Genomic DNA, 14774 nt, shown 5'->3' on the forward strand with positions numbered 1-14774 from the left:
GATCATCGGTTCCGTCGGCGCAGGGCGGTCGGCAGCCATACGCGCATCGTCGAAGGGCCGCGGTTCGCCCAGGAGTTGTAGGGGACCAGCACGATCCCCTCCCGCTCGGCGGCGGGCGCCCCGGCCTGGTCCGGCGGCCGGTACGGCCACGCCTCGTCGTGGGGCTCGGCGAGTTCACCGGGGGCTACGACCGTGCCGTCCGGCCCGTCCACCGGCTCGGCGGCGGTATCCACCCGTACGGCGTCGACGTCCCGTCCGTCCGGCAGGTCCACCGACTCGGCGCAGTACACCAGGGGGCCGCGCTGGACGGCGACCGTGCCGCGTACCGCGTCGATGCGGGGGTCCGGCGCGATCCAGCGCGGGGTGACGGGCAGTTCGAGCCGGATCTCGTCGCCGGGACGAAAGACGCGGGTGACCGTGGCCGTGCCCGGGGCGACAGCGCGGCCGGTTCCGTCCGCGTCGACCAGCCGGGCGGTGGCGCCCTCCGTCCACGCCGGGACGCGCAGGGACAGGGTCCACGGGCGGTCCGGGCTGCGGGCGATCCGTACGGTCACGGTCCCGTCGGACGGGTAGTCGGTGCGGACGCGCAGGGCGATGCCGTCGGTGGAGATCTCGGCGTCCGCGTACTGGTGGAGCTGGATGCCGTGATCGTCGACGGTGGCCAGATACGCGGGCAGCAGAGCCAGGGTGCGGGCCACGTTGGTCGGGCAGCAGGACACCGCGAACCAGGGGGCACGCAGGCCCGATTCGGCGCGTGGGCTCACGGCGTCCGGCGGGGGGACGGTGCCGCGTCGGCGGCGGTGCAGGGTGTTGGCGTAGAAGAAGGAGCGGCCGTCCTCGGCGGGTGAGGCCGCGACGACGTTGAACAGGGTCCGTTCGGCGAGGTCGGCGAAGCGTGGTTCGCCGGTGGCGAGGAGGAGCCGCCAGCTGAGCATCACGGAGGCGACGCCGGCGCAGGTTTCCGAGTAGGCGCGGTCGGGTGGGAGGACGAAGTCGTCGCCGAAGGACTCGTCGCGGTGGTGGGAGCCCATGCCGCCGGTCAGGTAGGTGCGTCGGGCGACCGTCGCCTCCCACTGCCGAACGACGGCCGCGAGGAGTTCGTCGTCGCCCCTCTCCACGGCGACGTCGACGGCACCGGCGGCGAGGTAGAGGGCGCGGACGGCGTGGCCGCGCAGGACGGTGGCCTGCCGGATCGGTGTGTCGTCCTGGTAGTAGGCGCGGCCGAACTCGCCGTCGGCGAGCGTGCCTCGACCTCGGCGGTCGATGAAGAGCGCCGCCTGGTCGAGGTAGCGCTGTTCGCCTGTCGCGCGGGCCAGCTCGACCAGGGCGGTCTCGATCTCGGGGTGGCCGCAGACGCCTTCGATGCCGCCGGGCCCGAAGGTGGCGCACACGTGGTCTGCGGCCCGCTGGGCGATCTTCGCCAGCTCGCCCTCGCCACGGGTGCGGATCTGGGCCACGCCCGCCTGGATCAAGTGCCCGTAGCAGTACAGCTCGTGGCCCCATTCGAGGTCGCTGTAGCGGGGCTGCCGGCCGGGACGTCCAAAGGCGGTGTTGAGGTAGCCGTCGGGTTCCTGGGCGGCGGCGATCGCCTCGGTGATCGGGTCGGACCCGGCGCCCGCCCAGGTCATGGCTTCGAGCAGCTTGTAGACGTCGGAGTCGGCGAACTCCCGTCCCCGCCGCTCCTCCACGGGAGCGCTGAAGTTGCCGGTCCAGCCGACCCGTTCCATCCAGTCGCGGCAGTGGTCGAGGGTGGCGCCGGCGTTGACCTCCCGGCGCCGGGCCCAGAAGCCGCCGGTGATCCGGACTTCCTCGAGGCCGAGAGGGCGGAGGCGGCCGCGGCTCGGTGCGACCGGTACGACAAGGTCTGTGTGCGCCTTCGAATCAGGCTTCAACGCATCATCCCTTCAGGGCACCCGACATGAACCCGCGCACGTAGTGCCGTTGCAGGAGCAGGAAAACGAGGAGACAGGGCACGGCGAGAACCACCACGCCGGCCTCGGTGGCGCCGTAGTCGACGGCGCCCATGCTCTGTTGCCGCAGGTTCGCGACGGCCAGCGGCAGGGGCGCCTTCTCGCTGTCGGAGATGAGGATCAGCGGGGCGATGAAGTCGTTCCAGGCCGCGAGGAAGGCGAAAAGCCCCACGGTGATCAATCCTGGCCGCACCGCCGGGAGCAGCACCCGGCGCAGGGCGCCCGCGGTGCCGCAGCCGTCGACGAGGGCCGACTCCTCCAGCTCGCGCGGGACGGCCTCGAAGGAGATCCGCATCATGAAGGTGGCGAACGGGAGTTGGAACATGGCAAGGACCAGGCTCAGCCCGATCAGGGAGTTCTGCAGGTGCAGCCGGCCGAGGAGGACATAGAGCGGGATGAGGAGAGTGGCGTACGGGACCATGAGGATGGCCAGGGTCAGCAGGAACAGCAGGTTCTTGCCGGGGAAGCTGAAGCGCGCGAAGGCGTAGCCGCCGAGCAGGGACACGCCGAGGGTGAGCGTGACCGTGAGGGCGGAGACAACGGTCGAGTTGAGGAGGTAGCGCCACAGACCGGCGTCGTAGTCGAGGAGGGTGCGGTAGTTGCCGAGGCCGTAGCCGGACTCCTGGGCGGTGCCGGGCTGGGCGCTGACCGAGGCCCAGGTGTTCCAGAGCAGCGGGAAGAGGAAGATGACGGCCAGGCCTGAGGCGACGACGTAGTACGGCGTCTGTCCGAGAGCTCGGGTGCGCACGGCGAGGTCCCCCTTCATGATTCGTCGGCGTGGCGCAGACCGCGGAACTGGAGGGCGTTGAGGAGGAGCAGCGCGCCCAGCACGATGATCGAAAGGGCTGCCGCCGTACCGAGGTCGAGCCGCTGGAAGGCTTCCCGGTAGATCAACTGCACCACGGTGACCGTGCTGTTGTCCGGGCCGCCCTTGGTCAGGACGAAGAACTGGTCGAAGGCGAGCAGCGATCCGGTCACGCACAGCAGCAGCGACAGGGCGAGGGAGGGCCGCAGCAGCGGCAGGGTGATGGAGCGGAAGATCTGGCCGCGGCTCGCGCCGTCCATGCGCGCGGCCTCGTACAACTCGTGCGGGATGCGCTGGAGGCCGACGAGCAGGATCAGCATGTAGAAGCCCGCGAACTTCCACACGACGAGGAACACCGTCGACAGCAGGGCGGAGTTCGGGGTGCCGAGGAAGGACACCGGGCCGTCGACCAGGCCGAGTTTCTCCAGGGGCCGGCTGAGGGGGCCGGTGGTGGGGCTGTACATGCCCCAGAACAGCAGGGAGGCGGAGGCGAGGCCCAGGGCGCCGGGCAGGAAGTAGACCGTGCGGAAGAAGCCGGTGCCGGGGCGGGACTCCTGCACCAGCAGCGCGAGGAGGAGGGCGAGGCCGAGGAGGACGACCGTGACGATCCCCGTGTAGAGGAGGGTGAAGCGGACCGCGGGCCAGAACAGGGTGCTGTCGGTGACGTCCGTGTAGTTCTCGGGAGTGTTGCCGCCCCGGTCGCCGGCGAGCAACGGCCAGTCGTGGAGCGACATCTGGCCGACGAGGAGGAGGGGCAGGACGAAGAAGACGGCGACGTACACGGCCGTCGGGGTGGCGTACCCGAGGCCCTGGAGTGTGCGGGAGTGCCACCGGATCGTGTGCCGCCGGGGTGGGGCGGCCGTCGGGACCGGGGGCTCGGCGGTTGCCGCCCGCTCCGGTGCCTTCACCTGCATGTCTCTCCTCAGCCGTAGGCCGTGGGCATGGTCAGTCGGACAGTGAGGCGGTGACGGCCTGGTTGTCCTTGTCGACCTTCGCCGCGTCCCCGAAGACGGCGTCGCGCATCAGGGTCAGCCAGGGCCCGTTGGGGTCGTTGAAGGTCTGGCCGAACTTCAGGGCGTAGGGGGTACGGCCGTCCGCCACCAGCTGGTTGATGGTGACCAGGCGCGGGTCGGCCTTGGAGTACTTGTTGGACGCGAGGTCGGTGCGGGCGACCACGTCCTTGTGGGCGGCGACCACGTCGACCTGTGCCTCGTCGCCCACGGACCAGGCGAGGAAGTTCCAGGCCTGGTCGGTCTTCTTGCTGGTGGCGGCGATGCCGATGGCGTCCCCGCCGACGAAGGTGGACTTGCCGCCGTCGGGTCCGGGGATGGGGGCGACACCGAGGTCGAGGTCCTTGGGCATCAGGCCCAGGGTCGTGGACGGCATGGGCATCACGCCGACCGTGCCCTTCGGGAAGACGCCGGTCCAGGTCACTCCGGTCTCGTCGCGGGCGCCGGGGGCCACGATGTCGTCCTGGACCCAGCCGCGGTAGGTGTCGTACACCTTCTCGGCGGCGTCGGAGGCGAGGAGGGCCTCGGTGCCGTCCTTGTTCAGTACGTCCTCGCCGGCGGCCCAGATCGACGGCCACCAGGTGAAGACACCGCAGCCGCCGCAGTTGCCGCCGAAGAAGGTGCCGTTGACCCCGCCGCCCAACTTGTCCACCGCGCGCGCCTGTCGGTCCCATTCGGCGAGCGTGGTGGGCGGCTTGTCGGGGTCGAGCTTCGCCTTGCGGTAGAGGTTTTTGTTGTAGAAGAGCACCGAGAGGTCGAGGGTGTGCGGGACGACGTACTTCCTGCCGTCGTACGTGCCCGCCTTGATGTGCGACTGGGCCAGGTCGTCGGCGAAGGGCAGGGCGTCGATGCGGTCGGTGAGGTCGGCGAAGAGGCCGCTGGAGGTGTAGTTCGGGACGAACACCACGTCGGAGGCGAACAGGTCGGGGAGGTCCTTGGAACCGGCGGCCGCGCCGACCTTGGCCTGGTAGTCGTCGGTGGGGACGACGGTCAGCTCGACCTTGTTCTTGTGGTGGGCGTTGTACGCCTTGACCAGGGCCTCGCTCTGCGGGCGGGTCGCCGCGCGGGTCCACATCGTCAGTGTGGCGCCGTCGTCGACCCCCTTCGCGTCCGCCGCACCCCCTCCCCCGCCGCCGGAGTCGTCGTCCCCCGACCCGCAGGCCGTGGCCAGGCCGACGGTGGCGACCAGGGCGACTGCGGCGGTGACGAGGCGGCGGACGGGTCCACGCGGTCCGGTCGGGTTCCCCATGACGATCCCCCTTCGTGACGAGCACCCGGAAGAAACAGGCCGAAAAGGCTTTCGCCAAGCTAGAACCGAGCTCAGCGCCCGTCAATCCCCCGCGCAGGACAACGAGTTCAGGTGGGCGACCGAAAATTCTCGCGTACGGTTGGGAGTGCGCGACACGAGACAGGAGACCCGCATGACACCCGCCCCCGGCCCCGCTCGTTCGCACACCGCGACCCTCACCGACGTCGCCCGGCTCGCGGGCGTGTCCGTGGCCACGGCGTCCAAGGCCCTCAACGGCCGCAGTCAGGTGCGCGCCGAGACCCGGCAGCGGGTGATCGAGGCGGCGGAGCGGCTGTCGTTCCGGCCCAACCAGCTGGCCCGCGGGCTGCTCGCCGGGCGGACCGGGACCGTGGGACTGCTCACCAGCGACCTGGAGGGCAGATTCAGCATCCCGATCCTCATGGGCGCCGAGGACGCCTTCGGCGCGGGCGAGGTCGCGGTGTTCCTGTGCGACGCCCGCGGTGACGCGATCCGCGAGCAGCACCATGTGCGCGCCCTGCTCGGGCGCCGCGTCGACGGCCTGATCGTGGTGGGCAGCCGGACCGATCCCCGGCCGTCCCTGGGCCGTGACCTGCCCGTTCCCGTCGTGTACGCGTACGCCCCCTCGGACGACCCGGCAGATCTGTCGATCGTGCCCGACAACGTGGACGCGGGCCGGATCGCGGTCGAGCACCTGCTGGCCTGTGGCCGTACCCGGATCGCGCACATCACCGGCGACCCGGGGTATCTCGCGGCGCGGGACCGGGCGGACGGGGCCCGGGCGGCCCTCGCCGAGGAGGGGCTGGCCTTCGTCGGGGAACCACGGTTCGCGGAGTGGACGGAGGGCTGGGGGCGGGCGGCCACCGCGATGCTGCTGGAGCGGCATCCCGACGTGGACGCGGTGCTGTGCGGCAGCGACCAGATCGCGCGCGGCGTCATCGAGATCCTGCGGGAGCGCGGGCACCGGGTGCCGGAGGACGTGGCGGTCATGGGCTTCGACAACTGGCAGGTCCTGACCTCGGCCTCCCGGCCACCGCTGACGAGTGTCGACATGAACCTGGAGCAGGTGGGGCGGGCGGCCGCACAGGCGCTGTTCGGTGCCATCGACGGGATTCCGCGCGCCGGCGTCGAGACGCTGCCCTGCCGGGTCGTGATCCGGGGGTCCACGGCTCATCTGTCCTGAACCGAACGGTTCACGAACTCCGTCATCACCGAGCTCTCTTGACACTCCATCAGCTCGCTCCTACGTTGCGAAAACCTTTTAGGTCGTTTCAGCAAAGGGGAGCAGCCGATGCGAAGACGAACTCCCGCGCGACGACGAGCAGGGACCGTCCCCCAGCGCCTCCTCGTGGTCCTGGGACTCCTGCTCTGTTCCGTCTCCCTCGCGGGCCCCGCCCGCGCCGCCCAGACCATCGGCTTCCCGACCTTCGGCGGGGGCGCGATCCCGGCCCCGCCCGTCGCCCAGACCACCGGCGACATGATGCGGACCATCTACGACGCGGAGAGCTCCGGCACCGACTTCTGGATGGACCGGCTGCTGGCCCGTACCGGCGACGATCCGTCCGGTCCCTGGCTGATGAGCCGTGGACGTGCGCTCTTCATGAAGGAGCACGACCCGACCAAGCTCGGGTTCGCCGGCAAGGTCGCCTACTGGGAGAGCATCAGCGACAACAGCGCCTACACGGTCGCGATCACCCCGGGCACCTTCACCGAACAGGTCTCCCAGCGCCGCCAGGCGCCCAGCAACTGGAAGAGCGTGCACACCAACGGCTCGGTCTCGGTCGAGCAGACCAAGTTCATCACCGACAACAACGTCGCCGTGACGAACCTGTCGATCAAGAACAACGGCAGCAGCTCGACGACCCTGCAACTGCGGGCGACTTCGCCGTACGCCACCTCGGGCACCGGCAGCGAGCTGACGGGCCAGGTCAACGCCTACAACAACCTCACCACCATCCGGCCCCGGCTCACCGGCGACGGATTCTCGGTCTCCAGCGGCGGGCTCAATCGGTCGGTCACCGTCGCGGCCGGTGCCACGGTGACCGCCAAGCTGGTGATGGGCTTCGTCACCGATGAGATCCCCGAGTCGCTCAGCGAGTACAACGCCTACGCGGGCTACTCCAACGCGACCGCCTTCGCGACCCACGTCCGGGCCTACAACCTGTGGTGGGCCCAGAACGTGCCCTACATCGACGTACCCGAACCGGCGATCAAGAAGAACATCTACTACCGCTGGTGGCTGATGCGCTTCAACAACCTCGACGCCGACATCCCCGGGCAGACCTTCCAGTTCCCGACCTCCACCGAGGGCGTCCTCGGCTACAACAACGCGATCGCACTGACCCAGCCGATGCACATCGACGACCTCAAGTACCTGCGCAACCCGGCCTATTCATACGGGGACTGGCTCAGCGTGGGCCAGGTGTCCAAGGGCGGTCGGTTCCTAGACAACCCGGGTGATCCGGAGAACTGGTCCAACAGCTACACCCAGTACATCGCCGAGGCGGCCTGGAAGAGCTACCAGATCCACGGCGGCCAGCCCGCCATCGCCGCCCAGCTCGCCCACTACGCCGAGGGCGACGTGAAGGGCCAGCTCGCCTACTACGACCACGACAACAACAAGCTGATCGAGTACGACTGGGGCGCTCTGACCGGCAACGACGCCGACGCGGTCTCCTTCCACTGGAAGCCCGGCAACATGGACCGCACCGAGTCCGCCTACCAGTACAGCGGCGCCCTCGCCGCCGCGCAGGCCTACGAGGCGACCGGCAACACGGCCAAGGCCACGGAGATGCGCACCCTCGCGGGCCAGATCAAGGACGCCATCGTCAACGTGCTCTGGAACCCCAACCGCCAACTCTTCGAGCACCGGTTGAAGTCGACGAACGAGTGGGTCCCCTGGAAGGAGATCAACAACTACTACCCGTTCTCGGTCGGGGCCGTCCCCAACACGGCAACGTACAAGCAGGCGTTGCGCCTGTTCGACGACCCGGCGCAGTACCCGGTCTTCCCGTTCTACACGGCCAACCAGGTCGACAAGAAGGCGGCCGCGGAGGCCGGGAACCCGGGCTCCAACAACTTCTCGACCATCAACTCCACGGTCCAGTTCCGGCTGTACTCCTCGGTGTTGCGCAACTACCCCAACTCCTGGATGAATGCGACGGACTACAAGAAGCTCCTCTACTGGAACACCTGGGCGCAGTACGTCGGCGGCAACACCCAGTGGCCCGACGCCAACGAGTTCTGGGCCGACTGGAACGGAAGCGGCATCGACTACCGCTCCTGGATCCACCACAACATCCTCGGGAGCAGCAACTGGACCGTCATCGAGGACGTGGCGGGGCTCCGGCCGCGCAGCGACGCCAAGGTGGAGCTCTCGCCCATCAACATCGGCTGGGACCACTTCACGGTCAACAACCTGCGCTACCGGGGCGCCGACCTGTCGATCGTCTGGGACGACCCGGCCGACGGTGTGGTCCGCTACCCGGGCATCCCGGAGGGCTACTCGATCTACGTGAACGGCAGCCGGGTCGCCACGGTCGGCTCACTGGTGCCCTTCACCTGGGATCCGGCCACCGGTGACGTCACCACGAGCGGCACCGTCACCCACCACACGGCCGTCCCCGGGCTCAAGGCGCCGAACCAGGTCGTGCAGGACAGCCCCCGCATGACCGACATGCTCGCCAAGGCCGGCGTCGACCTCACCGCCGACCTGACCGACCTCGCCGCCGGGGCGACGGTGTCCGCCTCCTCCACCGGTTCCGGCAGCAGCACCGCGGGGGCGGTCGACGGCTACCCCACCAACGAACCGTTCTGGGGTGCCGGCGGATCCGCCGCGCAGGACTGGTACGAGCTCAACTTCGGTAACGCCCGCACGCTCAACGAGGTGCGTCTGTACTTCAAGGACAGCCGCCCGGCTTCGAGCACTTATCGCGCTCCGTCGGCGTACACCGTCCAGTACTACAACGGCAGTTCATGGGTGGACGCACCGAGCCAGACGAAGAGTCCGGCAGCTCCGCGCGCCAACTACAACCTGGTGCGGTTCCCGGCGATCAGCGCCCAGCGCATCCGGGTGCTGGCCACCAACGCCTCCGGCGCCAGGACGGGCCTGACCGAGGTCAAGGTGTTCAACCGGGGCGGGGCCCAGCCACCGACCAACCAGGCGGCGTCGGCGACGGCTTCGGCCTCGTACACCTCCTCCTGGGAGAGCGTCGCGGCGGTCAACGACGACATCGATCCGCCCTCGTCCAACGACACCGTCAACCCGCGCTGGGGCACCTGGCCGCAGACGGGCCAGCAGTGGGCCGAACTGACCTGGCCGTCGGCGAAGACCCTGAACAAGGCCGACGTGTACTTCTTCGACGACGACCAGGGCATCGACATGCCCGCCTCCTGGAAGCTCCAGTACTGGAACGGCAGCGCCTACGTCGACGTCCCGGGCGCGAGCGGCTATCCCCTGGCGAAGAACCAGTACAACAGCGTCACCTTCACCGCCATCGACACCACCAGGTTGCGGGTGCTGCTCACGAGCAACGGCAGCAACTCCGTCGGCCTCCTCGAAGCAAAGGTGTACGGCCCGTGACCAGATGCAGAGTTCTGCTGGCCCTGCTGGTTCTGGCAGCGGCCTTCCTCGTCGCACCGCCCGCGTCCGCCGCCGTCTCCTTCACCTCGACGGCGGTGAACCAGAGCGGCGGCAACTGCGCTGATCTGCCCGGGAGTTCGACGACGGCGGGTGCTCAGCTCCGGGCGTTCACCTGCTCGTCGAGCCCCAGCCAGAACCTCTCCTACACGCCCGTCGCGGGTACGGGCGACAACACCTACACGATCACCACCCAGTCCGGTCAGTGCCTGGACGTCTACGGCGCCTCCACGGCGGACAACGCGGCGATCATCCAGTGGCCGTGCCACGGTGGGACGAACCAGCAGTGGCGGCTGGTGCCGGTCACGGTCCCGGGTACCGACAGGACCTTCCAGCTGGTGTCCGTCAGCTCCGGCAAGTGTGTCGCGCCGAGCGGTGGTTCCTCGGCGTCGAACACCAACCTGGTCCAACTGCCGTGCGCCACAAGCAGCGGCAGGGTGTGGCGGCTGCCCGCATTCACCGGCGGCGGCACGAGCGCGGGCACCTTCACCAACCCGCTCTCCCAGCACGGGCCCGACCCCTGGCTGACGTACTACGACGGTTACTACTACCTCGCCACCACGACCTGGAACTCGACGGTCACCCTGCGCAAGGCGAGCACCCTCGCCGGGCTCGCCACCGCCTCCGACCAGGTGATCTTCAACCTGAGCCGGCCCAACGGGGCGGGCACCATGTGGGCGCCGGAGTTCCACCTGCTCGACGGGCCCAACGGCAAACGGTGGTACTTCTACTACACGGCCGGGCGGGAGCCGTACGACCTCGGCACCCAGCGGATCCATGTGCTGGAGAGCGCCGGGCTCGACCCGATGGGCCCCTACAGCTTCAAGGCCGACCTGCTCGACCCGACCCAGGACAACACCTGGGAACTCGACCCGAGCATCCTCCAACTCAACGGTCAGCTCTATCTGCTGGGCACCTTCTACAACGGATCGCAGCCCATGTTCATCCGGCCGCTCTCCAACCCGTGGACCGCGAGCGGCACCCGGCGTGTGCTGTCCACGCCCACCTACAGCTGGGAGACCGTGGGCGGCGCGGTCAACGAAGGCGCGGAGGTGCTCCAGCGGGGCGGGAAGACGTTCATCGTCTACTCGGCGAGCCACTGCTCCACGCCCGACTACAAGCTGGGCATGCTCACCTACAACGGCGGTGATCCGCTCAGCTCCTCCTCCTGGGTCAAGTCGCCGAACCCGGTCTTCCAGCGGTCCAACGCCAACGGGGTGTACGGCCCCGGCCACAACGGCTTCTTCAAGTCGCCCGACGGCACCGAGGACTGGATGGTCTACCACGCCAACACTTCAGCGAGCGGCGGCTGCGACATGAACCGCACCACCAGGGCGCAGAAGTTCACCTGGAACGCCGACGGCACTCCGAACTTCGGCACCCCGGTGGCATCGGGAGTCCCGCTGACCGCGCCCTCAGGGGAGTAGTCCGGAGAGGAACGGTGCGAGGGTGCGGGTGACGGTGTTGTGCCGCGGGGCGGCGAACAGCGGGTCCAGTGGCGTAGCTCGTCTGGAAGGTGTACAGCGGGACCTCCAGGCCTGCGGCGTGCCTCAGCCGCAGGCCCGGTGAACGGGCCGTTTCGGTGTCGGCGTAGGCGTCGGTGACGTCGAGGTCGACCGACAGCCGGGCCGGCCAGTACCACTCCCATACGGCCGGTTCGGGGCCGCCCGCGTACGCGGGCGGCGACCCGGTCGATGGGGGTGATGCCCGCGTCGACCCAGCCGCGCGGGTCACCGCTGTCGGCGAGGTGCCCCGCCGGCCTCAGATGGCCTCGCGGATGGCCTGTTCGAAGCCTTCGACGTGGCTGCGGGCGAGCCGTGCCGCCGTGTCGGGGTCACCGGCCACGATCGCCTCGATCAGCGGTCCGTGCTCCTCGACATGGCCGGCCATGTCGGAGAGCCGGTCCACGAACAGACACCAGATGCGGGTGGCGAGGTTGTCGTGGCGGACGAGGGTGTCCTCCAGGTACGGGTTGTGCGTGGCCGTGTAGATGGCGCGGTGGACCTGGAGGTCCAGGTGCATGAGCTCGGTGGAGTTCCGCCCGGGAGCCCCGGCGGTGTCGAGTTCCCTCAGCAGGGCCGTCAGGTTCGCGCGGTCGGTGGCCGTGGCGCGCCGGGCGGCCTGTGCCGCGGCCAGGGGTTCCAGTTCCTGGCGGACCTCGGAGATGTGGGCGAGGTCGGTGATGTTGACCTCGGTGGCGAAGGTGCCGCGGCGGGGATAGGTCGTGATCAGTCGCTCGTACTGGAGCCGCTTGAGTGCCTCGCGTACGGGGGTGCGTCCGACGCCGAGGGACTGCCCGAGCTGCTCCTCGTTGATCGGCGCGCCCGGGCGGATCTCCAGCATAACGAGCCGGTCCCGGATGGCGCGGTACGCGCGCTCGGCGAGCGACAGCTCCTCGATCTCGGTCGCGACCTGCTGCATGGATGCCCCCTTGACCTGTGCGGCGAGCTCCCATACCTTACCGCACAGGCTGATATATCAGTTGCTCATTAGCCGGCTCCCAGGATGGTGCACAGATGGCAACGCGTACGTCGCCCACCTCGCCGCTCACCACGCCCGCCTCGCCGCTCTCCCTCCCCCTCGGCGAACTCGACCCGGACATCGCCGAGGCGGTGGCCGCCGAGCTGCGCCGCCAGCAGTCCACCCTCGAGATGATCGCCTCGGAGAACTTCGCCCCGGCCGCCGTGATGGAGGCCCAAGGCTCGGTCCTGACCAACAAGTACGCCGAGGGCTACCCGGGCCGCCGCTACTACGGCGGCTGCGAACATGTCGACGTGGTCGAGCAGTTGGCCATCGCACGGGTGAAGGAGCTCTTCGGCGCCGAGGCCGCGAACGTCCAGCCGCACTCGGGCGCCCAAGCCAACGCGGCAGCGATGTTCGCCCTGCTCGACCCCGGTGACACGATCCTCGGCCTCGACCTGGCGCACGGCGGGCACCTGACCCACGGCATGCGCCTCAACTACTCGGGCAAGCTGTACGACGTCGTCCCGTACCACGTGCGCGAGTCCGACCTGCGCGTCGACATGGACGAGGTCGAACAGCTCGCTCTCGCCCACCGGCCCAAGATGATCGTCGCGGGTTGGTCGGCCTACCCTCGGCAGCTGGACTTCGCCGAGTTCCGCCGGATCGCCGACGCGGTGGGCGCGTATCTGCTGGTGGACATGGCGCACTTCGCGGGGCTGGTGGCCGCGGGCCTGCACCCGAGCCCGGTGCCGTACGCCGATGTCGTCACGACCACCACCCACAAGACCCTCGGCGGCCCGCGCGGTGGTGTCATCCTCAGTCGCGCCGGTCTGGCCAAGAAGATCAACTCGGCGGTCTTCCCCGGCCAGCAGGGCGGTCCGCTGGAGCACGTGATCGCGGCGAAGGCGGTGGCCTTCAAGGTGGCTTCCTCGGATGAGTTCAAGGAGCGCCAGCGGCGCACGCTGCGGGGCGCGAAGATCCTCGCCGGACGGCTGCTGGCCGACGACGTGGCCGAGGCCGGGATCACCGTCCTGACCGGCGGCACCGAAGTCCATCTGGTTCTGGTCGACCTGAGGAACTCCGAGCTCGACGGGAAGCAGGCCGAGGACCGGCTGCACCGCATCGGCATCACCGTCAACCGCAACGCCGTGCCGTTCGACCCACGCCCGCCGATGGTGTCGTCGGGCCTGCGGATCGGTACGCCCGCCCTGGCCACCCGGGGCTTCGGTCAGACGGAGTTCCGCGAGGTCGCCGACATCATCGCCGAGGCGCTGAAGCGCGAACGGCCCGACGACGAACTGCGCGCCCGGGTCGAGAAACTCGCCGCCGCCTTCCCCCTCTACCCCCACCTCGACGGAGGCGCGGCATGAGTGCCGAACCGCTGCCGGAACACCCGGACTTCCTCTGGCGCAACCCCGAGCCAAAGCGGTCGTACGACGTCGTCATCGTCGGCGCCGGCGGCCACGGCCTCGCCACCGCCTACTACCTCGCCAAGAATTACGGCATCACCAACGTGGCCGTCCTGGAGAAGGGCTGGCTCGCGGGCGGCAACATGGCCCGCAACACCACGATCATCCGCTCCAACTACCTGTGGGACGAGAGCGCGGCGATCTACGAGCACGCGCTCAAGCTGTGGGAGCGGCTCCCGGAGGAGCTGGACTACGACTTCCTCTTCAGCCAGCGCGGCGTCCTCAACCTCGCGCACACCCTCCAGGACGTCCGCGAGGGGGTGCGCCGCGTCAACGCCAACCGGCTCAACGGGGTCGACGCCGAGTGGCTGGAGCCGGACGAGGTCGCCAAGGTCTGCCCCATCCTCAACGTCTCGTCCCGCACCCGGTACCCGGTGCTGGGCGGCACGTTCCAGCCCCGGGCCGGCATCGCCAAGCACGACCATGTCGCCTGGGCGCTGGCCCGCCGCGCCGACGAGCTGGGCGTGGACCTGATCCAGGGCTGCGAGGTCACCGGCTTCCTCAAGGACGGCGACCGGGTGGTGGGCGTCGACACCAACCGCGGCCGCATCCACGCCGGCCGGGTCGGCCTCGCGGCCGCCGGACACAGCAGCGTGCTGGCGGAGCGGGCGGGCGTACGGCTGCCGGTGCAGTCCCACCCGCTGCAGGCCCTGGTCTCCGAACTGCACGAGCCGGTGCACCCGACGGTCGTCATGTCGAACCACGTCCACGTGTACGTGTCCCAGGCCCACAAGGGCGAGTTGGTGATGGGCGCGGGCGTCGACTCGTACAACGGCTATGGTCAGCGCGGCTCGTTCCACGTCATCGAGCAGCAGATGGCCGCCGCCGTCGAGTTGTTCCCGATCTTCGCGCGGGCGCATGTGCTGCGCACCTGGGGCGGCATCGTCGACGTCACCCCGGATGCCTCGCCGATCATCGGCAGCACTCCGATGGAGAACCTGTACGTCAACTGCGGCTGGGGAACGGGCGGTTTCAAGGCCACTCCGGCGGCCGGCTGGACCTTCGCGCACACCATCGCCACGGGCGAACCGCATCCGCTGAACGCCCCCTTCGCACTGGACCGCTTCACGACCGGTGCGTTGATCGACGAGCACGGCGCCGCGGCCGTGGCGCACTGAGGCATCGAGGCGTCGACGCATTGAGGCATCGAG

Annotated in this window: 10 protein-coding genes; 5 read left to right on the forward strand and 5 right to left on the reverse strand. The window is 69.5% G+C overall.

Annotation, left to right across the window (positions count from 1 at the left end):
* Positions 1-2: 2 nt before the first annotated feature.
* Genes ABZT02_RS18290 through ABZT02_RS18305 form a run of 4 tightly spaced genes read right to left on the reverse strand, consistent with a single transcriptional unit; the run spans position 3 to position 5034 of the window.
* Entirely contained in the window at positions 3-1892 is a 1890-nt protein-coding gene (locus tag ABZT02_RS18290) for a beta-L-arabinofuranosidase domain-containing protein (RefSeq protein WP_356018912.1), read from the reverse strand.
* Positions 1893-1896: 4 nt separating this feature from the next.
* Complete coding sequence (locus ABZT02_RS18295; protein WP_356018913.1) at positions 1897-2718, reverse strand: carbohydrate ABC transporter permease; 822 nt, start codon at positions 2716-2718, stop codon at positions 1897-1899.
* 14 nt (positions 2719-2732) lie between these two features.
* Positions 2733-3689, reverse strand: a complete 957-nt coding sequence (locus ABZT02_RS18300) for a sugar ABC transporter permease (RefSeq protein ID WP_356018914.1) — start codon at positions 3687-3689, stop codon at positions 2733-2735.
* A 31-nt stretch (positions 3690-3720) separates the two neighbouring features.
* Complete coding sequence (locus tag ABZT02_RS18305; protein ID WP_356018915.1) at positions 3721-5034, reverse strand: sugar ABC transporter substrate-binding protein; 1314 nt, start codon at positions 5032-5034, stop codon at positions 3721-3723.
* A gap of 172 nt (positions 5035-5206) precedes the next feature.
* Between ABZT02_RS18305 and ABZT02_RS18310 the strand changes: the two genes are divergently transcribed.
* The 3 genes from ABZT02_RS18310 to ABZT02_RS18320 all read left to right on the forward strand — a co-directional run bounded on the left by ABZT02_RS18310 (position 5207) and on the right by ABZT02_RS18320 (position 11118).
* Entirely contained in the window at positions 5207-6235 is a 1029-nt protein-coding gene (locus tag ABZT02_RS18310) for a LacI family DNA-binding transcriptional regulator (RefSeq protein ID WP_356018916.1), read from the forward strand.
* Between the two features lie 108 nt (positions 6236-6343).
* On the forward strand, positions 6344-9634 hold the full coding sequence (locus ABZT02_RS18315; protein WP_356018918.1) for a discoidin domain-containing protein: 3291 nt from the start codon (positions 6344-6346) through the stop codon (positions 9632-9634).
* Complete coding sequence (locus ABZT02_RS18320) at positions 9631-11118, forward strand: family 43 glycosylhydrolase (RefSeq protein ID WP_356018919.1); 1488 nt, start codon at positions 9631-9633, stop codon at positions 11116-11118. Before ABZT02_RS18315 ends, ABZT02_RS18320 begins: the two co-directional genes overlap by 4 nt.
* 334 nt (positions 11119-11452) lie before the next feature.
* On the opposite strand, the gene ABZT02_RS18325 is transcribed toward ABZT02_RS18320, so the two are convergent.
* Positions 11453-12112 (reverse strand): GntR family transcriptional regulator, encoded by a 660-nt coding sequence (locus tag ABZT02_RS18325; protein ID WP_356018920.1) that lies wholly within the window; start codon positions 12110-12112, stop codon positions 11453-11455.
* A 95-nt stretch (positions 12113-12207) separates the two neighbouring features.
* Between ABZT02_RS18325 and glyA the strand changes: the two genes are divergently transcribed.
* The gene (glyA, locus tag ABZT02_RS18330; protein WP_356018921.1) at positions 12208-13524 is read left to right on the forward strand and encodes a serine hydroxymethyltransferase; all 1317 of its coding nucleotides are present in this window, start codon (positions 12208-12210) and stop codon (positions 13522-13524) included.
* Positions 13521-14741: a sarcosine oxidase subunit beta family protein gene (locus tag ABZT02_RS18335; protein WP_356018923.1), complete on the forward strand. Its 1221-nt coding sequence runs from the start codon at positions 13521-13523 to the stop codon at positions 14739-14741. The genes glyA and ABZT02_RS18335 overlap by 4 nt, the downstream gene beginning before the upstream one ends.
* Positions 14742-14774: the final 33 nt, after the last annotated feature.

The sequence above is a fragment of the Streptomyces sp. NPDC005402 genome, assembly GCF_040606575.1.
Lineage (GTDB): Bacteria > Actinomycetota > Actinomycetes > Streptomycetales > Streptomycetaceae > Streptomyces.